Genomic DNA, 24,434 nt, shown 5'->3' on the forward strand with positions numbered 1-24,434 from the left:
CAGTCGGGGCCGAAATCGCGCCCGGTGCCAGACTGCTTCATGCCGCCGAACGGCAGGTTGGCGTCTATCAGCGTGTGGCTGTTCACCCACACGGTTCCGGCCTGTAGCCTGTCGGTGTACTCCAGCGCTTTACTGATGTTCTGCGTCCAGACGCTGGCCGTTAAGCCGTATTCAGTGTCGTTCGCCAGCTGAAGCGCCTCTTCCCCGTCAGCTACACGGACCAGATTCACCACCGGCCCGAAGACCTCTTCACGCGTCAGTCGCAGATGATTATTCGGGTTGACCACCAGCGTTGGCGAAACGTAATAGCCTTTGCCGTCTGGCCCCCGGTTCCCGGCGATCAGCTCCGCATTGTGCGCCTTCGCCTCATCCAGAAACGCCTGGACCTTATCGCAGTGGGCGCGCGACACCAGCGGGTTGATAAACGCATCCGGCGACATGCCCGGCCCGACGCTCAGGGATTTCACGGCCTGTTCAAAGCCGCTGACCAGCGTGTCGAACAGCGGAGCTTCAATATATATACGTGAACTGGCCGCGCAGACCTGCCCCTGATTCAGGAAGCTGCCGGTCATCAGCCCTTCAATCACCCACGCCGGATCGGCATCTTTCAGCACGATGGCCGGGTTTTTGCCGCCCAGTTCCAGCGTCACGCCCGTTAGCGTATCCGCCGCCGCGCGGGCAATCTGCTTGCCCGTCGCCGTCGATCCGGTAAAGCTCACTTTGGCAATGCGCGGGTGCGAGGTCAGTGCCGCGCCACAGACGGCGCCACTGCCGGTCACCACGTTGAATACGCCATCCGGGATCCCCGCCTCGCTCGCCAGTTCCGCCACCCGTAACAGGGTGAGCGGCGTGGTTTCCGAGGGTTTGATCACGATGGAGCAACCTGCCGCCAGCGCGGGCATCACTTTCCACATGCCAATCATCAGCGGGAAGTTCCATGGCACAATCCCCGCCACGACCCCAACCGGCTCTTTACGCGTCCACGCCTGATAACGCGCGCCCTGCGGCAGTGGAATCGAGAGATCGAGGGTTTTACCGGCAATTTTGGTGGTCAGCCCTGCCGTGTAGCGCATCCAGTTCAGGGTGCAGCCCACCTCGAAGGCGCGGGAAATGTTAATCGATTTCCCCTGCTCCAGGGTTTCGAGCTGTGCCAGCTCTTCGCCATGCTGTTCCACCAGATCCGCAAACCGCAGCAGGATGCGTTCCCGCTCTGCCGGAAGCCGCCCGGCCCAGCTTCGGGCGACAAAGGCGCGCCAGCCAGACATCACCGCACGATCGACATCATCAACGCTGGCATCGGCGGTGGAGGCAATGACCTCTCCGGTCGCCGGGTTGTAGACGTTCAGACGCTTTTCGCTATCGGATGCCGCCTGACGCCCTTCGATCCACAGGCCGTGCTGGCGATCTAAAAACTGCTGCACGCCAGGCAGGACGGCGACGTGTGACTCGGACATAGGATACTCCTTCGTTATGCTTCGCAGGGTGTGTATGCAGTCTAAGAGGGGATTCGCATTCCTGCTTTTGTCTGTGTGACATTCGCTTTGCCAGCTGTGACAGGCTCCGCAAATCGTGATAATTCCCGCTTATATCGCTGTAACCGTTGAGTGTTCTTTCCTATAGTCAGCCTCGTAGCCCTGACAAAATGCAACATAAATGCAACAATGCGAAAACAGTGACGGTGCAGCGAGAAAATCAATGGCATGTGCAAGCGAACAGGACAATTTTCAGCAGTGGCTGGCGCAAATTAACCAGGTTTGTGGGCGCTTTGCGGCACGTCCGTTAGAGGGGGCGTTTCTCGGCGAACTGGAAACCAGCTACACCCAAAGTCTGAAGCTGAGCACGGTGACCGCCGCAGGCGTTAACCTGTTTCGCACCCGTCAGGAGATCAAAAACGGCAACGATGCCTGGTTCTACACCGTGTTTCAGCTGGAAGGCAGCGCCGGAATCGAACAGGACGACCAGCGCGCGCTGCTGAAAGCCGGGGATATCACGCTGATTGACGCCTCCCGCCCGTGCTCCATTTACTGGCAGGAGCGTTCCCGCCAGATTTCGCTGCTGCTCCCGCGACAAATCATTGAGCAACACGCGCGTTTTCAGGAAGTGAGGTGCGCGTTGCCCCTCTCCCGCAGTCTGCCTACCGTACAGCTGAGCTACCGACTGTTACAGGAGAGCATGGGCAATGCCGATCTCAGCGCCAGTGAAAGCGAAGCGGCGCTGGAGGCGATGGTGTGTCTGCTGCGTCCGGCCTTCCAGCAGCATGACGAGGTGCTGCCGCGCAAGGAGCGTCAGTTCCGCCACGTTCTGTCCCTGATTGACGATCATATTCAGTCGGAGGCGTTAAGACCGGAGTGGATAGCCTCAGAGAGCGGCATGTCCGTGCGTAGCTTGTACCGCATGTTTGCCGGGAAAGGGCTGGTGGTGGCGCAGTATATTAAGAACCGTCGCCTCGATTTATGCGCTCAGGCGCTGCGTTCCATCGGCGATGACGAAAAGCTGGCGGGCATTGGCTACAGCTGGGGCTTTACCGACCATAGCCATTTTTCCACCGCCTTTAAGCAGCGTTTCGGGGTTTCGCCGGGCGAATACCGTAAGCGTTACCGCTAGTTACTTTTTCAGCCATTTGCCGTTAATCCCCTTCACGTACTCACCCGGCTGCGCGCGGGCCACCAGCTTTTGCCCCGCCATTTTCGCCACCTCGTCGACGGGCAAATTATTGCTGTCAGCAAGCTGCTGGTAACTTTCCGTGCGTGCGGCGTTGATACGGTTCACCAGCGCCAGGGTTTCAGCGTCGTGCTGAACGGGCGCAAGATAGCCGCTCAGGGTTTCCCCTACGCGCCCCTGGGTGCGCGCATCGTTGAGCGTAAGCGTGGCGGCGTGAACGTTCATCCCCAGCGCCAGTAACATCAGAGCTAATCGTTTCATGGCATCCTCAGAACAGATCGCTGCGGGATTTCAGCAGGGCTTCGACGTCTTTATCCACCTTGATATGGATTTCATGCTCGATTTTCACGTTCATGTTGATGGTGATCGGCTCTTTGGGCGCCGCCACTTCAATGCGCGGCGTGCAGCCTGACAGCAGCGCGACGACGGCCACGGTGAGTACACCAGCCCTCTTTTTCATTGTTGTTCCTCACTTTCCTTGCCTGTCGAACCGCGGAGAAGGGGTATCGCCGCATGTTGCTCAAACCATGTTTGCAGATTGTCCCCAAAGCGCAGGCTGCGCCAGAGGGTAAAAATGTTCTCTTCATGGGTGTAATTCAGGTTAACGAAGCTGCTTTTGCCCTCGACGCGGCTGGTGCCTTTAATGGCCGCCTGCATGGTTAACACACCCAGATTATCCACATTGAGTTTTGTCCACGACTGCGAAATTTCCATATAGCGGAGCCAGTTGATCGCCGCCCCGGCAACCACGTTGTCTTTCACAATGGCATCCGCCGTGTCCTGGTCGATGCGCAGCGTCATCGGCCCCGGGTTGGTCAGCCAGCCATCTTTAATGATCCATTTCTCATTGTCCAGCCAGAACGGCAGCGCGCCGCTCACCGGGCCGGACATGGCAAACTGCTTCGGATTTACCGCGCTTATCAGTTCGCTGGAGGAAATATTATCCACGCGCAGTAAAGCCGGATCGTGCTGCGGCATTCTCAACTGCTGCATGGTGATTTTCCCGCCGAGCGCTTCCACCTTCACGTTGGTGAGCAGGAGCGGGTTCGCTTCGGTCCAGGGATAATCGCCCTGGAGATCCGCGGTGAGATTTCGGGCTGTGACCAGGTTTTTCACCTCGTCGATTCGTAACGTTACCGGTCCGCGCGTGCCCAGTGACCAGGTGCCCTGGCTTAAGCGGAACGGCAGAACAAAATCAACGCCGTTGATTTCGTTATCCGGCATCCACGCGCTGCCCGCTTTCAGCACGCCGTGCCCCCCGGCCTCAAACCCCTGGTCGGGGGCCGCTGAGAAAGCCACCTGCGCGTACATTTCGCCGCCGCGCAGGGTCATTTTCCAGTCTGGCGGGATCAGCGGCTGGAACACTGTAAGAGACTGTTTTGGCCACCAGGCCTGACCGCGGAGGCGTTCGCCGTCCCAGCGTCCATTCACCTGGACCGGGCCGATGTCGTCCGCATGCAGGTTCCCTTTAAACTGGAACACCGTCGGGTCTGTCCCGTCAACGCTGAAGGTCAAAACGGACGGCGGCAGCACGCTTCCGCCTGAAAAGCTTGTTTGCCCGGCATTGAGCGCGAGCGCACCGCTAAAGGTGGGGTTATCCGGGTCCCGCGACCAGCGCACCGGGTGATCCAGCACCAGGCGCGGTTTGCTGACCAGCATCGTGCCGTACTGCAATTTGTCGAACCCCGTGGAAAGATCGGTCAGTTCGATAACGTTGTCGCGCCACTCCCCGGTTCCCCGGACATCCCAGCGCGCGTTCATCGGCGTGAAGTTCCCTTTACCCCAGTAGCGCCACTGCCACAAACCGTTGTCCGGTAAAAAGTCGTTAGCCTGGCCGTCCAGATGCAGCTCAAAATTGCCCATCTCGTTTTCATGCGCCCGCAGAATGGCTTGCAGGCGGCCGTCCACGCCCTTTTGCGTGAGCTTCACGCCCGCCAGCGGCCAGCGGATCTCATCGATATCCAGCGAGTCAATGATGCGTCCGCGCGAGCGCAATAGTGCGCCGGGTTCAAACGTAAGCTGCGGATCGTAAAGGCTGCCGGTCAGCTTCGCCGGGAGTCTGGCATACAGGATCAGATCGTTTTGCTTGGCTTCCCCGCTCAGGTGCAGCGGCATAGCGCTGTTTTCCATACTGAGCGAGCCGGGACCGATATTCAGCACCGCGTTGCCCTTACCCGCGTCCCCCTGGGTCAGCACGTTGAGCCGCCCCGTGAAGGTGGCTTTCTCCAGCCCCTGCTGCCAGTTATCCACCTTCAGGCCGATGCGACCGCTCATCGGCATACCGGAGGCTGACCAGTTCCAGCGCCCGTCGCTGATGGTCAACTGCTGAGCGGTGATCTGCCACGGTAAATCGAGCAGCGGATCGGGGTTGTCCCGCGCCATAACCACCAGCTGGCCCTGATTATCCTCCCAGTCCAGATCGGCATCGACCAGCGAGGATAACTGTGGCACGTTAAAGGTCGCGACCGTATGCCCTTTCACCGGTACGCCGTCCGGCACCAGCGGCAGGGTAAATTCACCGACCAGCTTCACGGGCTGCGACTGGTCCGGCAGCTGCACATCGAACTGGCTGATGGAGAGCGTCTGGCCGCGCAACTGCCCCTTAATGCTCACCTGCTCGCCTTTATAGGTGATGTCCTGGCGGGCTGGCGTCAGTGAGGCATGCAGCTCACCCTCCCACTGCTGCCAGGGAGAAAGGGTAAAACGGTGGATGGTCAGCCAGGTGTTGGGCAGGATGGCCTGCCACTGCGCCAGCGTTTTCGGCGCCACCGTAGACGGCGCCGATTGCGGTAATTTGCTCAGGCAGACAGAGTTAAGTTCAAGTGCGCCAATATCCAGATCCCAGCGGCTGGGGTGTGACAGGGTCACGTTTTCCACGCGGGCAATTTCGCACTCTTCTACCAGATAACGGAGATCGGGGATGATCAGGGCGTGGCGCGTGAGCCGTGGGCTTTTTTCAAACGCGATGCGTGTTCCAACGGGAAGCCAGATCCCGGCGAGCGTGGGCACCCACTGGGCGAGCGTCATCAGCAGCGTCAGCGGCACAAGAAATAGCAGCAGTAATAGCGCAATTGCGGCTTTGTATTTACCCTTCATGGGCAGTTAATATCCTGATTTTGCGAAATAAATAAGCCGTTCTTGCCGCTCATTGTCGCATGTTTAGCCAGTCAGTTGAAGGTAATGCCATTTTTAAGAGTAGATGCTCTACAATAATTCATAGAACTTATTGATTTCAATGAATTTTGAAAAATTGTAAGATAATTTTAAACATGCTAACGTGGTTCCAAAATCACTGGAGAAAGTCTTATGAAACTCGCGGTATATAGCACAAAGCAGTACGACAAAAAGTATCTGCAACATGTTAACGAGACGTACGGTTTCGATCTTGAATTTTTCGACTTTCTGCTGACTGAAAAGACGGCTAAAACCGCCCACGGCTGCGAAGGCGTGTGTATCTTCGTTAACGATGACGGTAGCCGACCGGTACTGGAAGAGTTGAAAAAACAGGGCGTGAAATACATTGCCCTGCGCTGCGCGGGCTTTAACAACGTCGATCTCGATGCCGCCAAAGAGCTGGGTCTGAAGGTTGTTCGCGTTCCGGCCTATTCTCCGGAAGCCGTGGCAGAACATGCCGTCGGGATGATGATGTCGCTCAACCGTCGTATTCACCGTGCCTATCAGCGTACCCGTGATGCCAATTTCTCTCTGGAAGGGCTGACTGGCTTTACCATGTACGGTAAAACCGCAGGCGTGATCGGTACCGGCAAAATTGGTGTGGCCGCCCTACGCATCCTGAAAGGATTTGGCATGCGCCTGCTGGCGTTAGATCCGTATCCAAGCGCCGCTGCGCTGGAGCTGGGCGTGGAGTATGTCGATCTGAAAACGCTCTTCTCGCAGTCTGATGTTATCTCCCTGCACTGTCCGTTGACCCCGGAAAACTATCACCTGCTTAACCAGTCGGCGTTCGACCAGATGAAAGACGGCGTGATGATCATTAATACCAGCCGCGGCGGACTGATCGACTCTCAGGCCGCTATCGAAGCGTTGAAAACGCAAAAAATCGGCGCGTTGGGTATGGACGTGTATGAGAACGAACGCGATCTGTTCTTTGAGGATAAATCTAACGACGTGATTCAGGACGACGTGTTCCGTCGCCTGTCGGCCTGCCACAACGTGTTGTTCACCGGCCACCAGGCGTTTCTGACCGCCGAAGCGCTGATCAGTATTTCGGAAACCACGCTGGGGAATTTACAGCAGCTTGAAAAGGGCGAAGCGTGCCCTAACGCGATCGTTTAAGACCGTCAGGCCGGGTGGCGGTAACCTCTGCCCGGCCAATAATAAGCCCATCAGAAAAATAAGCACAGGTTAACTATTAAGATGGCTAACGTTCATCGTAAATATAACAATCAAGGATATGACTGTTCCGGTGTGACCATATCAGAATGAGGCTCTGCTGAAGGCTGCGTGATTTGCTGCACTATCGTAACCAGTTGTTCAAAAACAGCTCTCATTTGCGTCGGGTAGGTTAAAGACAACCAGGTTGCCAGCACTGCTCCAGCCAAAAAGCCCAACTTCATACACCATCCCTAATAAATTCAGCGAGATACAAGCTTTAACGTATGTGTGGTGCCGGGTGCCTCCCGGTGAGTCGTTGGTCAGCCACCTTGACCCGCTACTGATTGCCTAAGCTACACGTGCTGTTTAGCCCCTCCGCACAGGGGGATTCACCACGCGAGAAAAATAACACAGTGCCCCGGCTGGTTTAGGGGATATTTCGTTTAAAAATAAATAATGACCATACAAAATTAATCTATAACTGTTTTCAGGAACCCTTCTACACTTTAAGCGGATATATCAGTAATAAGATTAATATAAGTCAGTTTTATTACGTCCCTAAATGCTGGGCTATTTACTTAGCCTTCACACATGTTGCCATTAGCAGAGGAGTCTGAAATATGGCATTCGTAACAACGAAAGATGGTGTCAGTATTTATTACAAAGACTGGGGTCCGAAGGATGCGCAGCCGATCGTTTTCCATCACGGCTGGCCGCTGAGCGCCGATGACTGGGATAACCAGATGCTCTTTTTCCTTGCAGAAGGCTTCCGCGTCATCGCCCTCGACCGTCGTGGTCATGGTCGTTCCGATCAGGTGAGTGAAGGTCATGATATGGATCATTATGCCTCCGACGCATCAGCCGTGGTCGAAAGCCTTGATTTGCGTAATGCCGTGCACGTCGGCCACTCCACCGGCGGAGGCCAGGTCGCCAGATACGTTGCGAAGTACGGCCAGCCTCAGGGGCGAGTGGCCAAAGCGGTACTTGTCAGCGCCGTTCCTCCGCTGATGGTAAAATCAGACACGAACCCCGGCGGTACGCCCATTGAAGTGTTCGACGGCTTCCGCCAGGCGCTGGCCGCTAACCGCGCCCAGTTTTACCTCGACGTCGCCAGCGGTCCTTTCTATGGATTTAACCGAGACGGAGCAGAGGTTTCGCAGGGAACAATCCAGAACTGGTGGCGTCAGGGTATGATCGGTAGCGCCAAAGCCCACTATGATGGCATTAAGGCATTTTCAGAAACCGACCAGACGGACGATCTCAAAGCCATCACGGTTCCCGTCCTGGTGTTGCAGGGTGATGACGATCAGGTCGTCCCGTATAAAAATGCCTCCCTTCTTCAGGATAAGCTGCTCGCACACAGCGAGCTTAAAATCTATCCAGGCTTCCCGCATGGGATGCATACCACGCATGCAGATACCATAAATGCTGATATCCTGACGTTTATTCGCTCATAAAGACGTTGATTATCCATAAAACAACCGGGCACCACGCCCGGTTCTCTTTTGCGGCAAGAATTGAGCGACCATTTCAGGAAGAAACGCTTACAGGAGTTTGATTTTTACTTCATACCCCTCCAGGCCTGTCATGGCCTCACGAGCGATAAACTCAATTTCAGATACTTCCTGCCCTGTTTTTTTTCGTAATTCTGCAATTTTTTTGGCTATAAGCGCTGAAATTTCTTCCTCTGCCTTTTGCGTCATTGCGTCAACTTTCATATTTACCTCTTGCGGCCGTTTACTGTTTCCAGTATCTAACTGGTTTTAACCATAACCCTATGTAAAGCGTAGACTATCTGCGTTACGTATGCTGCCTTCACCTTGAGATGAGGGGCAGATGGGGCCATTGCATTTAAATATGCATTTAGATTGCATTATTTGAATAAGCTGTTATTGTGCCAACGCCTTAGAGCACATAAACATAAGAAAAGATTTGACTCAAACTCGCCCCGCACCAGGGGCATTTTTTTTGCTCTCTATAAGCAAAAAACCCGCCATGAGCGGGTTTCTGCGTTATTCGGAAAGATTATTTGAAGACTTCTGCTACGGCCTGGAAGTTAGGGCCATGCTCTCGAGCAGCGATGATGACATAGTATTTCCCGCCCTTCTCATCTGCCAGTTTCGAGAGTTTTTGATGAAGATCTGAAGGTGAAGAAATTTGTCCACCTGAAGCCCCTACAGATACATTGCCCAGGTATTCAAGTTTGAAGTGGTGCGCTTCATCTTTGGAAATCATATCTGCCGCAGATGCGCCAAAGCTTGCAACTGTTAAAGCCAATACACTCCCTAATAGTGCTTTTTTCATATCATTCCTCCTGTTAATAAATCTATCTATTTAACATTAGCATCAAATATGGGAATGATCCGTGCCAATGTCGTAGAGAGACTGAGCGATAAGCGTCGCCTGTTGAGCATTATTACCTGCCCTCTCTGACGCAACCTGCGATTACAGCAGGTTCATCTACTATACTGACCTGTGCAGTTAGCATTTATCTGCCCGGTTGCGCGTTAGGTAACCGAAACTTACCTGTACCATGACCATCAGGAGAACAATATGCACACGAGTAAAACCCTGAAAAGGCTGCTAGCCGTATCAGCAGTTGCAGCAATGTTCAGCACCGTTGGCGTACAAGCCCAGACGACAAGCGCCGCGCAAACTAACGCTGCGGGCCAGGCTCAACCGGACGCCAGACTCAGCTCCGGCGACGAGAAAGCGTTAAAGGACATGGCGCAGGCCAATATCAACGAAGTCGCCGCCGCCAGGCTCGCCCTGGACAAGGCCCAGACCAGTGAAGTGAAAACATTCGCCCAGAAAATGGTCGACGACCACGGCGCCGCCCTGACCAAAGTGCAGGCCGTTGCCCAGAAAAAGGGCGTAGAGCTGCCGACCGAGCCAGACGCCGCCCATAAAGCCCTGAACTCAAGGCTTGAAAACCAGCGAGGTGACGCTTTTGACAAAATGTATATGGAATATGCTGGCGTGAAGGACCACGAGAAGGTGCTGTCGAAGCTTAAGAGCGACGCCAGTAAAATCGACGATCCGGATGTGAAGGCTCTGGCCAACGAGCACACGCCGGTCGTTGAGCAGCATCTGAAGTCCGCCGAGCAGATGTCAACGCGTGCTGGCGCATCAGCCGATAAATAAGTGCGTCGGTGAAACGACTACTGCAAAATAAAGTGGGGCCCGCAGGCCCCACGCTTATTTCACCTTCCTGATGAATTATTCCGGCAACGCGTAGACAACCACCTGATCGCCTACCTGATCCTTCAGGATCGTGTTCCCGCCAGCCACGAAGGCCACATACTGCCGACCCTTATATTCATACACGGACGGGTTCGCTACCGCTGGCGCTTCTGCCTGATCGGACCACAGCTCTTCACCGCTCTCTACCGAGTAGGCACGCACTTTGGCATCCATTGAAGCACCGATGAAGATCACGCCACCCGCCGTCACTGCAGGGCCACCAATGGTAGGCGAACCCCAGCTTTCCGGCATGAAGAAGCCATACTGCTGTGAGGCGCCAACCGGACGACGCCATTTCACATCGCCCGTGTGCATGTCTATCGCCACGATTTCGCCAAATGGCGGCTGCCAGCACGGCATGCCCAGCCAGTTGCTCGCCACCAGCAGACGCATACCGTACGGGGCGCCTTCCTGTGGGGCAAAGCCGCTTTCGTTGCCGGAGTCTTTGTCCGCGTTATCGTAATCCTCACGGCTGTAGAGCTTCACGTACTGAACGATATGCGAGGTGTTGACGATGGCGATCTGTTTTTGCGGATCGAACGCCACCCCGCCCCACTGCACGCCGCCGGCGCTATCGGGATAGGTGAGCGTGCCTTCGCCTTTGGTGGTAGGCGGAGTATACATTCCCTCATAGGTCAGGTTATCCCACAGGCGAGAGCACTGGCCGCCACCGACGATATCCGCCAGCTTCCAGATTTCCGGCTTTTTCGACTGGTCGAGCAGCGGCGCAGGTTTGGTCGGGAACGGCTGTGTAGGCGAGAGAACTTCGCCCTGGACCGAACCATCACCCTGCGGAACCGGACGCTCTTCGATTGGCCATACGTCCTCCCCGGTCAGGCGGTTAACCACAAACAGGAAGCCCTGCTTGGTGGCCTGAACCAGCGCCGGGATCTGCTTGCCGTCTACGGTGATATCCATCAGCGTCGGGGCAGAGTTGATGTCGTAATCCCAGACGTCGTGGTGTACCCACTGACGGGACCAGACCACTTTACCGGTGTTGATGTCCAGCGCGGTGGTGGAGGTGCCAAGCGGAATTGCGTCGACGCGGTTGCCGCCCCAATAGTTGGGAGACGGCGATGAGACCGGGAGATAGACCAGCCCATTGGCCTCATCGGCGGACATGTGCGTCCAGACGTTGGCGGTACCGGTACGCTTGCGGATCTCTGCCGGTATCGCCTCAAAGGTCCATTCAAGCTTGCCGGTCTGGGCGTTGACAGAAAATACGGTACCCGGAGGCGCTTCGGCATAGGCCCAGTCTTTCCCGGCCCAACCCACCAGCAGATGGTTGCCGACGACGGTTGGCGGTTGCAGGACAGAGAGCGGATACTTGGCGTTAACGGTGTTCCACTGATTCAGATCCAGCACCCCGTTCTCCGCAAAGCCGCTGCACGGTTTGCCTGAATCGGCGTCCAGCGCAAAGAGCTTGCCGTCAACGGTGCCCATATAGACCATCTTCTGGCACGCCTCTCCCTTCACCGGATTTTTGGCCTGCCAGTAGGAAACGCCGCGGTTTTTCAGCACCGGCTGGGTCAGTGCCTTGCGCGACGATTTGGTGTCATAGTGCCACTTTTCTTTACCCGTGCCCGGATCCAGCGCAATCAGGCGATCGAAAGGGGTGCCGATGTAGAGCGTGTCGTTAGCGAAAATGGGCGTTGCGGACCACACGGTCGCTGGCTTATCACCTTTACCATCCGAGACGTCGCCGGTATGGAACTCCCAGACTTTCGTTAATTTACTGACGTTATCCGCCGTGATCTGGGTAAGCGGGCTGTATTTTTGCGCGTTAAGCTGGCCGTGGAAGCTGTCCCAGGTTGGCGTGCCGGGCACCAGCGGCGTCGCTGGCTGGCTGGCCGAGGCGACTTTCTTTCCGTCACCGCTACCGGTTGAGGCATCGTCTGTGGTTTTTGTGGTTCCAGGCGCCTGCTGATCGGCCGCATCAATATTCAGTGATTCCTGGGTCCCCTGAGAGGCCTCAGCGGCTTTATCCTGCGCCTGCAGCGCGAACGGGGTGACCAGCAGCGCCAGCGCCGTCATGCTGACTTTTATGAAGGGATAATGCTTATCGTTATGCACGGGCGGCTCCTCAGGTTCTGACGGAATGGTTGTAACGGGCGGAATGGCTGCTCAGCATAATCAGACCAATCAGGCCGACCACCATGGCTGCCGTTATGATGTACTGGTGCAGCAGCGCGGCGGCAAAACCAATACCCGCCAACACCACCAGGGTGACAATAATCAGGAAAACACGCGCCCCGCGCCCCGATGCCGCACGTAACACAAAGATCAGTATCGCCAGCACCGCGCTGGCAATGGCCACGCCCAGTGCGCCAATGGTGCCTGTGACGCCGGTAAGCGGCGTCCACCAGGCGTATAGCGCCACCGCGAAGCCTATAACCGCGGCCAACAGCAGCAAAATAGTGCCGACGCGCGAAGATTGAGAATGCAACATACCAGGAATCCCCCTCTAAAAAATGCAAAATGGACCAACATTAAGGCGTTTTCGTGGATATATGTCCCTGCTGTTCGCGCGTGCAATGGCTATTAAAACAACGCGACGTGAAAAACGGCGGCATATTTCCCTAAACGTAACTGAGTATAGAAGAGGATTTTTTAAAGGGGCGTTTATCCGGCGAGTACCCTTCCTCACGTTGAGCCCATAAGGCAGTGTGTTTCGCTAAAAACGCTCGGGCGAGGTTTATTGTCTGCTTTGAGCGAGGGACAAACGCTGGGGTGTAAAAAAAATCGCCAGATGGGGTAGTAAAGGCTAGATTTAATTCAGGCATAACTGGTATGACCACATAAATAAGGCTCTATGAATGCGTTCAGTCATAATACCCGTCAATGAAGGTGGATTTCTGGCAGCCACAATTTGGGAAAGAAGCGATGCCAAAGCGATAGTGCTCCTTCATCCGGCAACGGCGGTTGTACAGGGATTTTATAAGGGATTCGCAGAATATCTTTTTAACAGAGGATTCAACGTCCTCACATACGATTATCGCGGCACCGGCCTCTCTAAATCCGGGCTGGTCCGTACTTACCGCGTTTCTATGTCTGACTGGATCGACCAGGACGTCGGATGTATAACCGCCTGGGCTAAAGCACATTTTCCAGAGCTTAGCCTGTTGGCGGTAGGACACAGTGTGGGCGGGCATGCCGTTCTGCTTTCAACAGCCACCCACGCCCTGCAAGCTGCGGTCATTGTAGCCTCACATGCCGGGGTGACGAGCACCATCAAACGCACCACAGAAAAGGTGCGTGTCTGGTGCGTATTACGTGTTCTGGCTCCGATTCTGTGCCGTATCTTCGGTTACATGCCTGCCAGGCGCCTGGGGCTGGGTGAAGATTTACCGGCGCCAGTCATGCTTCAATGGGGGCGCTGGAGCGCAATGCCTGGATATTTCTACGATGATCCACACTGGAATGCACGCCAACGGGCAAGTGAGATCACCCTACCCGTGCTGGTAATGGGATTTGATGACGATCCCTGGGCTAACCGTGAAGCTATTGCGCGGCTGATGGAGCCGGTGCAACAAGCAAAAATAGAACGCTGCGAGATACGGCACGCAGAGTTTGGTCTTTCGTCCATTGGGCATATGGGATTTTTTCGTACGCGATGTGCGGAGAAATTATGGCCCGTCGTCGGTCAATGGCTGGAGAGTCAGTGCCCGGATTGAACGACGCGTGAACATGACCTTTCTGAGTATTCAACATATTAAAACCTGCCGGCATAAAAATTTGGAAATTTAACGGAAATGGTTAAGCTTCTTAAACACATGCTTAAGGGATAGTCAGGAAATGATTGTTAACTGTATGGTCTACCGTTCAGGCCACCCCGCCGAAACCGTAGATATTGAGGATATCAGTGAAGTCATCCAGGATACCGATGCGTTTATCTGGCTGGGGCTTTGGCAGCCTGAACCTGCGTTTATGTACAAAGTCCAGGAGGAGTTCGGTCTGCACGATCTGGCCGTTGAGGATGCGCTTAATGCACATCAGCGGCCTAAAATAGAGCGTTATGGCAGCTCGGCATTTATCGTTGTAAAAACCGTCAGTGGACAGGACGACAATATTGAGTTTGGCGAAACGCATTTGTTTGTGGGCCGAAACTTCCTTATTACGGTGCGCCATGGTGCTTCAGTGAGCTATGCACCTATACGCGCCCGTGCTGCTGAGGCCCCGGACATGCTTTCGTACGGTCCGGCTTATCCTCTTTACTGTATTCTGGATTTTATTGTTGACAGTTATGCAGAGCTGACTGCGCGCCTCAACACCAAAATTGGTGATATAGAAGCGACACTTTTTCACAGTGAATTTGACCGTGAAGCTATTCAGGACGTGTATTCCCTCCGCCGTAATCTACTCGGGCTTCGCAACGCCGCTCAGCCAGTAGAAGAAATCTGTACAGAGCTTATCCGCATTCATGAAGAACTTATTCCAAAACCCCTCAGGGCGTATTTCAGAGATATTCAGGATCACGCAAGCCATGTAGTAACGGATGTAAATGACATGCGTGAGCTGCTAAGCAGCGCGATGCACGTTAACCTGGCACTGGTTCCAGTGCAGCAAAACGAAGTCGTGAAGAAACTGGCCGGTTGGGGGGCCATCCTCGTGATCCCGACGGTAGTCTTTAGCATGTATGGTATGAACTTCGAACATATGCCGGAACTGAAGACGCTCTTTGGTTATCCGGCTACGGTCGCTGTCACGCTGGGAGCCTGTGTATTACTGTGGCTTCGGCTCAAACGCTCTCGCTGGCTTTGATTGATAAGCGATCTGATAGTTTTTGGTGTCGTGAAGTAAAGTAAAGCCTCACGCTTATGTCGATTATGCCACGACACCATACCCTATCCGTTATTTCCCCTGCATATGTCGGTACATTCCTGTTCACCGGGACCCGGTTGCTCAATCCGGGATCGCCCGCTCCACCGTTTATAAAATCCTGAAAAACGAGGCTATCACAGGGCAAGGTCACTCGTTATTCTAAATTATCAAACCACATCGATAATTATTATATTTGTTTATGATTCATTGAGCTCAGATGTGAATTTATATTGACGGACGTAAACATTATTTTTTCACACATGGATGGTTAATATGAAAAGGGTTTTTATGACGGCTGCATTAACGGGTTTATTTGTCAGTAATAATCCGTATGCAGGAGAAAGCTATCTGGTCTATAACCCACATAATATTGCGGTATTTGAAGTGCGTTTCTTTAATGTTGGTGACGGCCCCTTTATGCCGGACTGGCCGAATGCGTCTGAGTCAACCTGGGATCTTGGCCAGCAACAAAAAGAAAAAATACTCGATGCTATGCGTTACTGGGCTGAGGTTATTACCCCCAGCCCGGGGCAACTGCCTGCCATTATCAATGTGGGGACGTTTAACGACGAGAATGCCGCAGGTTCCAGCGATTCAGTTACCGACGGCATTATAAGTCTGACGCAGTTGCAAGGCGCATTGAACGGCATTGATACCGGAGAGCTGACCTTTGGTTCCCACGCCCAGTTCATCATGGGCAAACTGGATTTTGATAACGTTCCCTATGTGCCCGCGCAATTGCCGCGCACTGGAAAGGCCGATCTGGTCAGCGTCGCTGTTCATGAGCTGGCACATGGACTGGGAATATCCAATATGGTTACCGATCTGCAAGGAAGTGGCACATTCACGCCTGCTTTTGATACCGTGCCTTTTGGCTCCTGGACCAGCCATCTGCGCGATGACCGTGGCAATCCTGCCCGGCCAGGGCAAGTAATATTGTGTAATGGATGCAATAACAGATGGGATCCACAAGGCTTTGATGTACGGCTTGATAAAGGCTATTTCACCGGCAGGCATGTGGATGAAGTCCTTGCAGGCGCCATGCCTGGCGTGCCGGTGAAAATGTTAGCAGACGACGGCTCGGTCGATGATAACTACATGAGCCATATCGAGCTGAAAAACAGCATGATGAGCCATCAGAACTACCGCAATTACACCACGTTTATGGAAGCGGAACTGGCGTTGCTGCAGGATATGGGATATCAGATTGACCGGCGTAACTTTTTCGGTTTTTCGCTATATGGCAACGGGCAAACGCTCGTTAACCGCAATGACTATTTTCAGCGTAATCAGCAGGCGGATGGCTATCTGGCTGGTCAATACAATACCGCTAATCTGGGAGTTGGCCTGCATGTGTATGGCAGTAATAACCATATCTTTCAACAAGCGGACCTGTTGACGTCAGGGGCTGGCGGCGCGGGCATCCGTATAGATGGGCAAAATAACACCCTGAGCATCGATCCCGGTGTACGGATATACGCCGATGGCGTTAATGGCCGTGGAGTGATGTTTGCCTACGGTAAACAGCACAGCCTTATTCAACGTGGCGACGTTCAGGCACTGGGAGCCAGTGGCGTCGGTATCAGTTTTGATTTTGGCAATAACCTCCTGGGTAACGAGGTGGACTATCGTGGATCCTGGCTTCATATCGTGGACGGCTATTACGATGCGTTATTACCCGAGTTGCAGGGAGCGCTGGTAGACAATGCCGACATCAGCGGACGGGTTGCCGGTAAAGGCGCGGCGATTTATATATCACCGAACGCGCTGGTCGGTAATATAAATATATTAACGGGTGCCCGGCTGGAGGGTGATATTTATTCGGACTACGCCCAGCGGGATGACTATGGCCAACAGCGGTTAACGCTGCTTACCTTCGGTCGGAAGGCCAATGCGTACGGGCAAGCGACGGAAGCTGCCGATGCTGATTTCAGCTTTACGTACCGCGGAAACATTGAAGGTATCAATAATCTGGCACTGGACGCGCACGGAGGGAAAACCTCGCTTAACGGCGATTTTCAGATTTACAGCATGACTATCGCGCCAGGTGCCAGCCTGTCCGGCAACGCCAGCTATACGCTTAATGAGGAAGGCCGCTTTGTAAATAACGGGATCCTTGCGCCGGGTAATTCACTTGGGCAAATCAATATATCCGGTGCTTATCAACAGGGGAATACCGGGCAGTTGTTGTTGGAAGTCGACGGGCGCGGCAGGCATGATACTCTGCAAGTGGACGGTCACGCACAATTTGACGGTCAACTGACGTTTGCGCCGCAGCCGGACTGGTACGCAACAAACTGGCGTCTGAATACGCAAGATTTGCTAAAAACGGACGCTTCCGACGGCAATTTCAGTGCGGTGAACAGCGTGCTCCGTTCACCCACGCTAACGCTGCAAACAACGCCACAGGGAAAGAATGGCTGGCAGCTCTCAATGCTGCGCGCTTCAAACGCATACAGCCGGTATGCGCAGGACGCTAATGCGCGGCAGGTAGGGCAAGCGCTGGATAAAATTGTGGCGGAAGCTAAGTCGGATATACAACCGCTGTACCGTACTCTGGATTTCTCAGCCACTGATGGCGGGAGTATCAGCAATGCCTTGCCGCAACTTTCTGCGGGCGCCTACAGCGCCATGTTCGCAAGTTCCCTGCAGCGTGAACAGCAGATAGCGCGGATCGTTGGCGGGCCAAATCCTGTGGTTATGCCGAAGCAACTGACGGAAGGCGAATGGCGCAGCTTTGCCATACCCTTTGGCGGCGGCTTCTGGCAACAGCGTCAGGGTGACAGTGTAGGGTACGACGCCAGCAGTTATGGCATTGTATTCGGTGCTGAAAAACAAAACGATGAGAATCACAACTGGATGTATGGCTTTCATGGTGCGGTCAGCGGTCAGTCGGTGACGGTGAAATCACCAGAAACCGCAACCGGGAAAACCACTGCTTTCGATCTGGGTGTTCATGCTCGTTACGGCGCTGAAAGGTCCGAAGGAATGTATTTATTCGGCACTGGCCGATTGGGTATTGAAGACAGCTGGCTGGACAGAAACATTAATGTAGAAACTTACGGAGCAAGCCACCATGCCACCTGGACCGGATTGTCAGGTTCTGTTACGGCCGGCGGAGGCTATCGATGGGCGCTGAATAATAATGTGAACGCCGGACCGGTAACGTCATTGAATTACACCACATTACATCGTCCCGGCGTGAAGGAAAGCGGCAATGACGGCAGCCGACTGATGCTGGGTTCGCAGACCTTCGATTCTCTGAGATCAAGTATCGGGGTGAATGGTAACTGGAATGTACCCCTCGCTTCAGGGGCATCGTTCGCAGCTGAGCTGCAGCTCACCTGGGATCATGAACTGCTTGATGGCAACGTAGTGCAACACGCCTCTTTCGCCAACTATCGAAGCACAGGGTTTAGTTCCAGGAATCAGGTGACTGGTCGTGACACTCTGGGTGTTAAGGCAGGTATGAGCTATAAAATCAACGCTGATGTCGAATTGGGCATCGGGGTTGAAAGCGAAATGTTTCGTTCTGGCTATGACTCGATTGCAGGTAATCTTTCAGCCACCTGGCGTTTCTGATGTCTGAGGACGAGAAAATAATAGGACTGGCCCTGTCCCCGGCGTTGCCGGGGTATTCCTGAAGGCTTTTGATATCAAAAATGGCTTGTGTCGCCCTGGCCATGCTCACCTGAACCTTTAACCCGCTTAAGCTGGATCTCTTCACCACGTTGCCAGGCATCCGCTCCCTTAGCAACTGGGTGCGCCACAATATCCTTACGTTCTTCTTTGATGGCTTGCGTGCTTACGTCAAAGCGTCGATCTCTGTCCGCCAGAAGTTTAGGGTCTAACTGCCCTTCCCCGGTAAAGCCCATCATCAGTGCCGGAATGCCGAGCGGCAGCTTTTTATCGCGGTCGGTGTGCCAGGTATGCCAGGTCTTGCCGTAGGTATTCACAATTTTGCTCATCAATGCTTTGTCAGCCACTGCAGGTAAACCTGGAGCAATCAGGCTGCCGGATTTCACTTCATATTGATGGCTGTGCCACAATTTTTTTTCTTCCGGCGGCAGTGTGTTAAACAAACGCTCACTAATGATGTACTCAACGCCCATTAAACGGGCATCTTTGGTGTTACCGTCGTAGATCACCGCCTGCATCACGTCTTCATTCAACACGGTTACATAATGATGGGCTTCCATCTGGCCATTTTTATCCCCGCTATAAAAATGGAAACCGTCAAGGTAGGCACTCATTGCATCAATGGGCGGACGGGACTGGATAAGCTGAGCACCGGCTTCAAGCGTGCTCGTCCCGACGGAGGTCTTTACACCCGGAACAGGCGTATTTGAAGGGGTATTGTTCGCGCCACAACCCACTAACGTCAGGCTCGACAATAATAAAAGCGATAATGGTTTCATTGACCCTCCCTGTAAAAGTCACTTTACTGAAAGTAGTACATTCGCGCAGACACGCCAGGAGAGTTTTTATTAAACCATCCGGCAAACTGGCGTACGTTCCGTTTAAGAACACCATTTAAATACTGGCAGAAAGAGCATCAGAGATTTGTTTGATCAATTGCCATTTATATCAATGTCCGCTTCTGGCACAAAACAGCCATTAACATTCATCGAATTCTCAGTAAATCTGAATACCGGGTCGTATACCGCGGCGAAAGCATTTCACGCTTCATCTGCCATTGCTGCTGTATGCCCTGCCCGGCAAAATAAAGCGTACCCTTTCCATCTTTCGCGTTCAGACGATCCAGCACTTCCATCAGCTTTTCACTTCCGGCACGCGGCGCGCTATTGTCAAACAAATTGAGCTGGGCAACGCCCTGGCTGAAGAAGTCCCCGAGCATAATGCCGGCTTTCTGGTAGCGGTGGCCCTCCTTCCAGATTTTGTCGAGGCACTTTACCGCGGCGTTGATAATGTCGCGGGAGTCCTGAGTGGGTGTGAGAAGCGTCATTGAGGCACTGTTGCCGTAATAGGGTTCGTTCAGAGCGAACGGAGAGGTCTTTACGAACGCCGAGATAAAGCGGCAATACTGGTGCTCGCCACGTAACTTCTCAGCGCCACGGGCCGCATAGCTGCATATAGCCTGGCGCACCTGCTCGTATTCTGTCACGCGCTCACCGAATGACCGACTACAGACGATCTCCTGCTTTGTCGGTGCAAACTCTTCCAGATCGAGGCACGGCTCGCCGCGCAGCTCCCGGACCGTTCGCTCCAGCACTACATTGAAGTGCTTGCGGATAATCCACGTGCTCTGCTCTGAGAGATCCAGCGCCGTTTTGATACCCATCGCATTGAGCTTCTTGCTGATGCGCCTGCCCACGCCCCATACGTCCTCTACAGGCACGATAGCCAACAACCGGCGCTGGCGGTCGATATTGGATAAATCAACCACCCCACCCGTCTGCTGCTGCCATTTCTTCGCCGCGTGATTTGCCAGCTTCGCCAGCGTCTTCGTCTGGGCTATGCCAACGCCGACCCTCAGGTGCGTACGCTTCAAAACCGTTTCGCGGATCTCCTTGCCAAAATCAGTCAGGTCCCGGCAATTACGAACCCCGGTGAGATCACAAAAGGCCTCATCAATGGAATATATTTCGACGCGAGGGCTTATTTCTTCCAGCGTGGTCATTACCCGGCTGGACATGTCAGCGTAAAGTTCGTAGTTACTGCTGAAGCAAACCACGCCGGCGCGCCGGAACAGGTCTTTCTGCTTAAAGTATGGCGCCCCCATGGTAACGCCAGCGGCTTTGGCCTCTGCGCTGCGCGCTATCACGCAACCGTCGTTATTTGAGAGGACAACCACCGGTCGGCCTCTCAAATCTGGCCTGAATACCGTCTCGCATGATGCATAGAATGAATTCACATCACAGAGCGCAAACATATCAGCTGGCCGATTTAACAATAAAAGTGACCACACCAAAAACGTCCAGCGTGTCTTCACTGCCAACGATAATCGGTGAATAAGCGCTGTTCATCGGATTGAGTTGAACATTAGGCCGCAGTTGCAGGCGCTTAACGGTGAATTCCCCTTCCACCGCGGCGATGACGATATCGCCGTGCTCAGCCGTTCGGGAACTATCGACCACCAGTAAATCGCCGTCGCTTATTCCCCCTTCAATCATTGAATCACCCGCGGCTTTAACGAAATACGTCGAGCTGGGGTGGGCAACCAGAAGTTCATTAAGATCAATGCGCTGCTCCACATAATCGGCAGCCGGGCTTGGGAATCCGCACTGAACTAAATCGCTGAAAAGTGGAAGCGCGATAATCTCACGCAGTTCTGTAGGTCTGATAAATTCCATTACGCATACCTTTAATACTGTTTTTATATACAGTAGTTTTGTTTTGAAGCACGCGCAAGGCAGCTGAACCGTAGCGACTGTTTAAACCTTCACCGTTTCGTTTGTAAGTTTCTCTCTGGCTTCAAATTATGGTTTTTGTAAATTTTACGATTAAACGCTTCGACTGCTCGTTTTAAAGGCTAAATGAATAGATTGTCATCAACATAAACAAGGTGAAGAGCGGCATGGCATTTCTTTAGCCGGAATGCCGTTTGACTGTACCCATATACAGTAGTATTTTTACGTGCAGACAGAATCGCACAATTAATATTCATAGGGAAAAAATAATGTTTGTTGAACTGGTTTATGACAAGCGAAACGTACAGGGGCTGGAGGGAGCCAGGGAGATAATTCTGGCTGAACTGACAAAACGTGTGCACCGGATTTTTCCTGATGCCAGCGTGACGGTTAAGCCAATGCAGGCGAATGGCCTGAATAGCGATGCCAGCAAAAGCGACCGGGAAAAGCTGAACCGTATGCTTGAGGAAATGTTTGAAGAGTCGGACATGTGGCTGACGCAAGAGTAACAAGGTTAACAAATACCAGCCCACCGGGGAAAAACCGGGCGCAATGCCCGGTTCTGTTTTCAGCCAGTAATGCCTTTAATCACTCACCCGCGGTTCTCCAGCATCGGTTCATTTCTCGGATCGTGCCCGCAAGATAAAAACGCCTCCCGGAATTTCTGCCCATTTTCTCGCGTTATCTTGTACAAGATACAGCTTTTGCATGTCGATCAAGTCATCTTATCCCTGCCCTATACTTTGAGTATGACATCCGACTGGAGGTTTCTATGTGTGGACGCTTTGCACAAGCCCAAACCCGTGAAGAATACCTGGCCTACCTTGCCGACGAAGGCGATCGCGACATCGCGTATGACCCGGCCCCCATTGGTCGGTACAACGTCGCGCCCGGTACCAAAGTCCTGCTGCTGAGCGAACGCGACGAACTACTGCACCTCGATCCGGTGTTCTGGGGCTACGCACCTGGATGGTGGGACAAAGCACCACTGATTAACGCACGTGTAGAAACCGCGGCCACCAGCAGAATGTTTAAACCTCTGTGGCAACATGGCCGGGCGATCTGTTTTGCCGATGGATGGTTCGAATGGAAGAAGTCAGGTGACAAGAAACAACCCTACTTCATCCACCGGGCCGACGGTCAGCCAATCTTTATGGCGGCGATCGGAAGCACACCGTTTGAGCGCGGCGATGAAGCCGAGGGATTTCTGATTGTGACGTCTGCGGCTGATAAAGGCCTCGTCGACATTCATGACCGCAGGCCACTGGTTTTGTCACCAGAAGCGGCACGCGAGTGGATGCGACAGCATGTTGGCGGGAAAGAAGCTGAAGAGATAGCTTCAGATGGTGCAGTGCCCGCCGATAAGTTCGTCTGGCATGCGGTAACGCGTACAGTAGGAAATGTAAAAAACCAGGGGAGGAATTTGATAGAGCAAATAGAAATCAAATCTGATCTTAGTTAGACCTGCACTTTTTAGATGGGATAATAAAACCCTTCCCTCTATTGAAGTCAAAACCTTTGACAACTCCTGTCATTTTACGGGACAAATTATTTCCTTGCTATAAATCAAATTTGACGACACAGGAAAAATTTGGATTGGCTAATCTAATCTGTATGGCCTCCCAGATGGCTAAAATAAGATTTGCTTAAAAGATCTACACGTGCCTTAATGATGCGGTTGGTTCGATGCAATGTGAATCTGACTTTTCCAAAGTAGTCCTCATAACCAGGTGCTATCTCTGATATCCCCTCCTCTTGAGTCCATACGTATGCCATCATGCGTTTCTTTTCATGAACTTGTAACTTTTAAGTGTTCAAGTGGAGTTTTTATGTCATCAAAAATGATAGGTCTTGTTAAGTGGTTTAACGATGATAAGGGCTTTGGCTTCATCTCCCCACTCGATGGAAGTAAAGATATCCTTGTTCACTCTTCTTCTCTACAGGGAGAGACATTCAAAACTCTTTTTGAAGGCCAAAAAGTTAAATTTGCTGTCATTGCCGGTACCAAAGGTCCGACAGCTGCAAATGTTACGCTTTGCGATAAATAACCCCCCTCAATGACCGCTTAAGCTTCTGTGAATTAAATAATCAGAAGCGTCATTTATCGTTTGCGAATATCATTACAACAGGCCAGCATATTTACAGCACCGTCAAATTTGCTGACCGATGTGATGAAATGCAGGACTGCTGCATGAATAGTCTCAAAGCAGAAACTAACTGCTTATAAAATATTAAAGTGCGTAAGAGGTTAGGCAGCCTCCAAAAGCATCACTTCTTAGTTATTATATGAGATTTTTTAGTAATGTTGAGGGGATTTGAACAACGCGTTGCAGTAAGGGCAAACCAGTTGAGCTCCCTTTTGTACACGATTGTAACTATGCTCCGAGTCTCTTGTGCAGTTTGGACAAGGGCATTTGACTAAATAATTTCGGCGGAATTGCGTGTTTTTACGTGCAGACATAAGCTTCTCCAGTACAAATGGACTGCTACAGTACACGTTAAGGCAGAATATTGCTTGTTTTAATTTCGAAAGAGGTAACTAAACGTCAATAAATCAACCCCTTTCGAACAACCCCGGGCCATAAAACCCCCTGAAATACATGGTGATACATGAAAAAAGTAATTATTTTCTTTAATGGTAAACCAGGTAAAGTAATCACCGTACTTAAGGGCGTGACATCAATACGCGAACAATACCCTAATGGAGAAGGGATAAACCTTCCGATAATGTCAGCCGGTTTTCCCTCTTTAACAGGTGACCATGAAGTTATCTATGTTGCATCAGATCGAGAGCTTACATCTCAGGAAATATTAGATGCAGCCAGGAAGTATCTATAAGCTTCAATATCTTCTACCAACACTGCAGATAACCTTTAGTAACAAGCATTATTAAAACAATTAGGAATTATCAGTATTGCCTACCTGGCGTAGGCTTTTTTTTTCATTTAGCAGACGATACATTCCTGTCTAATGTCATATATTTTTTAGGACTCGGAACATTTT

General features: G+C 52.7%; 22 protein-coding genes and 1 pseudogene. 11 read left to right on the plus strand and 12 right to left on the minus strand.

Translation table 11 applies throughout. From position 1 onward, the window contains the following. Positions 1 to 1,454, minus strand: a pseudogene (locus tag ACNQ0T_RS03795) (aldehyde dehydrogenase family protein); the annotation flags it as partial. Positions 1,455 to 1,695: 241 nt separating this feature from the next. Between ACNQ0T_RS03795 and feaR the strand changes: the two are divergent. Continuing rightward, positions 1,696 to 2,604 (plus strand): transcriptional regulator FeaR, encoded by a 909-nt coding sequence (gene feaR, locus ACNQ0T_RS03800; RefSeq protein ID WP_023300024.1) that lies wholly within the window; start codon positions 1,696 to 1,698, stop codon positions 2,602 to 2,604. Here the strand turns inward: feaR and ACNQ0T_RS03805 are convergent, their stop codons facing one another. Genes ACNQ0T_RS03805 through ACNQ0T_RS03815 form a run of 3 tightly spaced genes read right to left on the minus strand, consistent with a single transcriptional unit; the run spans position 2,605 to position 5,757 of the window. Continuing rightward, positions 2,605 to 2,922 (minus strand): YdbL family protein, encoded by a 318-nt coding sequence (locus tag ACNQ0T_RS03805; RefSeq protein WP_022648010.1) that lies wholly within the window; start codon positions 2,920 to 2,922, stop codon positions 2,605 to 2,607. Between the two features lie 7 nt (positions 2,923 to 2,929). Then, on the minus strand, positions 2,930 to 3,121 hold the full coding sequence (locus tag ACNQ0T_RS03810; RefSeq protein ID WP_003857369.1) for a YnbE family lipoprotein: 192 nt from the start codon (positions 3,119 to 3,121) through the stop codon (positions 2,930 to 2,932). Continuing rightward, a complete protein-coding gene (locus ACNQ0T_RS03815; protein WP_058646323.1) occupies positions 3,118 to 5,757 on the minus strand; it encodes a YdbH family protein in 2,640 nt (879 codons plus the stop codon). Before ACNQ0T_RS03815 ends, ACNQ0T_RS03810 begins: the two co-directional genes overlap by 4 nt. A gap of 210 nt (positions 5,758 to 5,967) precedes the next feature. Here ACNQ0T_RS03815 and ACNQ0T_RS03820 point away from each other — a divergent pair, with 210 nt between their 5' ends. Continuing rightward, positions 5,968 to 6,957 carry a 2-hydroxyacid dehydrogenase gene (locus tag ACNQ0T_RS03820; RefSeq protein ID WP_417929606.1) on the plus strand — a complete coding sequence of 330 codons (990 nt, stop codon included), beginning with the start codon at positions 5,968 to 5,970 and terminating at the stop codon, positions 6,955 to 6,957. A gap of 659 nt (positions 6,958 to 7,616) precedes the next feature. Further along, a complete protein-coding gene (locus ACNQ0T_RS03825; protein WP_417929607.1) occupies positions 7,617 to 8,453 on the plus strand; it encodes an alpha/beta fold hydrolase in 837 nt (278 codons plus the stop codon). Between the two features lie 87 nt (positions 8,454 to 8,540). Here the strand turns inward: ACNQ0T_RS03825 and ACNQ0T_RS03830 are convergent, their stop codons facing one another. Next, positions 8,541 to 8,714 carry a GnsA/GnsB family addiction module toxin gene (locus tag ACNQ0T_RS03830; protein WP_022648006.1) on the minus strand — a complete coding sequence of 58 codons (174 nt, stop codon included), beginning with the start codon at positions 8,712 to 8,714 and terminating at the stop codon, positions 8,541 to 8,543. Between the two features lie 307 nt (positions 8,715 to 9,021). Then, positions 9,022 to 9,300: a DUF1471 domain-containing protein gene (locus ACNQ0T_RS03835; protein WP_003857380.1), complete on the minus strand. Its 279-nt coding sequence runs from the start codon at positions 9,298 to 9,300 to the stop codon at positions 9,022 to 9,024. Positions 9,301 to 9,549: 249 nt separating this feature from the next. Between ACNQ0T_RS03835 and ACNQ0T_RS03840 the strand changes: the two genes are divergently transcribed. After that, positions 9,550 to 10,140, plus strand: a complete 591-nt coding sequence (locus ACNQ0T_RS03840) for a DUF4142 domain-containing protein (RefSeq protein WP_022648005.1) — start codon at positions 9,550 to 9,552, stop codon at positions 10,138 to 10,140. A 75-nt stretch (positions 10,141 to 10,215) separates the two neighbouring features. Here ACNQ0T_RS03840 and ACNQ0T_RS03845 read toward each other — a convergent pair whose 3' ends face one another. Continuing rightward, a complete protein-coding gene (locus ACNQ0T_RS03845; RefSeq protein WP_417929610.1) occupies positions 10,216 to 12,312 on the minus strand; it encodes a pyrroloquinoline quinone-dependent dehydrogenase in 2,097 nt (698 codons plus the stop codon). A gap of 10 nt (positions 12,313 to 12,322) precedes the next feature. Beyond that, entirely contained in the window at positions 12,323 to 12,688 is a 366-nt protein-coding gene (locus tag ACNQ0T_RS03850; RefSeq protein ID WP_023300020.1) for a hypothetical protein, read from the minus strand. 367 nt (positions 12,689 to 13,055) lie between these two features. On the opposite strand from ACNQ0T_RS03850, the gene ACNQ0T_RS03855 reads away from it, so the two are divergent. The 3 genes from ACNQ0T_RS03855 (at position 13,056) to ACNQ0T_RS03865 (ending at position 18,642) form a co-directional block, all read left to right on the plus strand. Continuing rightward, positions 13,056 to 13,913 carry an alpha/beta fold hydrolase gene (locus tag ACNQ0T_RS03855; protein WP_023306125.1) on the plus strand — a complete coding sequence of 286 codons (858 nt, stop codon included), beginning with the start codon at positions 13,056 to 13,058 and terminating at the stop codon, positions 13,911 to 13,913. Between the two features lie 121 nt (positions 13,914 to 14,034). After that, positions 14,035 to 15,000, plus strand: a complete 966-nt coding sequence (locus ACNQ0T_RS03860; RefSeq protein ID WP_417929611.1) for a magnesium and cobalt transport protein CorA — start codon at positions 14,035 to 14,037, stop codon at positions 14,998 to 15,000. 333 nt (positions 15,001 to 15,333) lie between these two features. After that, entirely contained in the window at positions 15,334 to 18,642 is a 3,309-nt protein-coding gene (locus tag ACNQ0T_RS03865; protein WP_417929613.1) for an autotransporter outer membrane beta-barrel domain-containing protein, read from the plus strand. A gap of 74 nt (positions 18,643 to 18,716) precedes the next feature. Here ACNQ0T_RS03865 and ACNQ0T_RS03870 read toward each other — a convergent pair whose 3' ends face one another. The 3 genes from ACNQ0T_RS03870 to ACNQ0T_RS03880 form a co-directional block, all read right to left on the minus strand. After that, positions 18,717 to 19,478: an OBAP family protein gene (locus ACNQ0T_RS03870; protein ID WP_023300017.1), complete on the minus strand. Its 762-nt coding sequence runs from the start codon at positions 19,476 to 19,478 to the stop codon at positions 18,717 to 18,719. A gap of 206 nt (positions 19,479 to 19,684) precedes the next feature. Beyond that, positions 19,685 to 20,953 carry a Y-family DNA polymerase gene (locus tag ACNQ0T_RS03875; protein ID WP_032671166.1) on the minus strand — a complete coding sequence of 423 codons (1,269 nt, stop codon included), beginning with the start codon at positions 20,951 to 20,953 and terminating at the stop codon, positions 19,685 to 19,687. Position 20,954: 1 nt separating this feature from the next. Continuing rightward, positions 20,955 to 21,374 carry a translesion error-prone DNA polymerase V autoproteolytic subunit gene (locus ACNQ0T_RS03880; protein ID WP_022647996.1) on the minus strand — a complete coding sequence of 140 codons (420 nt, stop codon included), beginning with the start codon at positions 21,372 to 21,374 and terminating at the stop codon, positions 20,955 to 20,957. 326 nt (positions 21,375 to 21,700) lie between these two features. Here ACNQ0T_RS03880 and ACNQ0T_RS03885 point away from each other — a divergent pair, with 326 nt between their 5' ends. The 3 genes from ACNQ0T_RS03885 to ACNQ0T_RS03895 all read left to right on the plus strand — a co-directional run bounded on the left by ACNQ0T_RS03885 (position 21,701) and on the right by ACNQ0T_RS03895 (position 23,479). Continuing rightward, positions 21,701 to 21,940 (plus strand): DinI family protein, encoded by a 240-nt coding sequence (locus tag ACNQ0T_RS03885; RefSeq protein ID WP_006808847.1) that lies wholly within the window; start codon positions 21,701 to 21,703, stop codon positions 21,938 to 21,940. A 263-nt stretch (positions 21,941 to 22,203) separates the two neighbouring features. After that, on the plus strand, positions 22,204 to 22,893 hold the full coding sequence (locus ACNQ0T_RS03890; RefSeq protein ID WP_038415993.1) for an SOS response-associated peptidase: 690 nt from the start codon (positions 22,204 to 22,206) through the stop codon (positions 22,891 to 22,893). A gap of 367 nt (positions 22,894 to 23,260) precedes the next feature. Continuing rightward, a complete protein-coding gene (locus ACNQ0T_RS03895) occupies positions 23,261 to 23,479 on the plus strand; it encodes a cold shock domain-containing protein (RefSeq protein ID WP_022647994.1) in 219 nt (72 codons plus the stop codon). Between the two features lie 248 nt (positions 23,480 to 23,727). On the opposite strand, the gene ACNQ0T_RS03900 is transcribed toward ACNQ0T_RS03895, so the two are convergent. Continuing rightward, complete coding sequence (locus tag ACNQ0T_RS03900; RefSeq protein ID WP_213083702.1) at positions 23,728 to 23,892, minus strand: YnfU family zinc-binding protein; 165 nt, start codon at positions 23,890 to 23,892, stop codon at positions 23,728 to 23,730. Between the two features lie 149 nt (positions 23,893 to 24,041). On the opposite strand from ACNQ0T_RS03900, the gene ACNQ0T_RS03905 reads away from it, so the two are divergent. After that, entirely contained in the window at positions 24,042 to 24,269 is a 228-nt protein-coding gene (locus ACNQ0T_RS03905) for a hypothetical protein (protein ID WP_071881491.1), read from the plus strand. Positions 24,270 to 24,434: the final 165 nt, after the last annotated feature.

The organism is Enterobacter cloacae complex sp.6700776 (assembly GCF_048284255.1).
GTDB classification, from domain to species: domain Bacteria; phylum Pseudomonadota; class Gammaproteobacteria; order Enterobacterales; family Enterobacteriaceae; genus Enterobacter; species Enterobacter intestinihominis.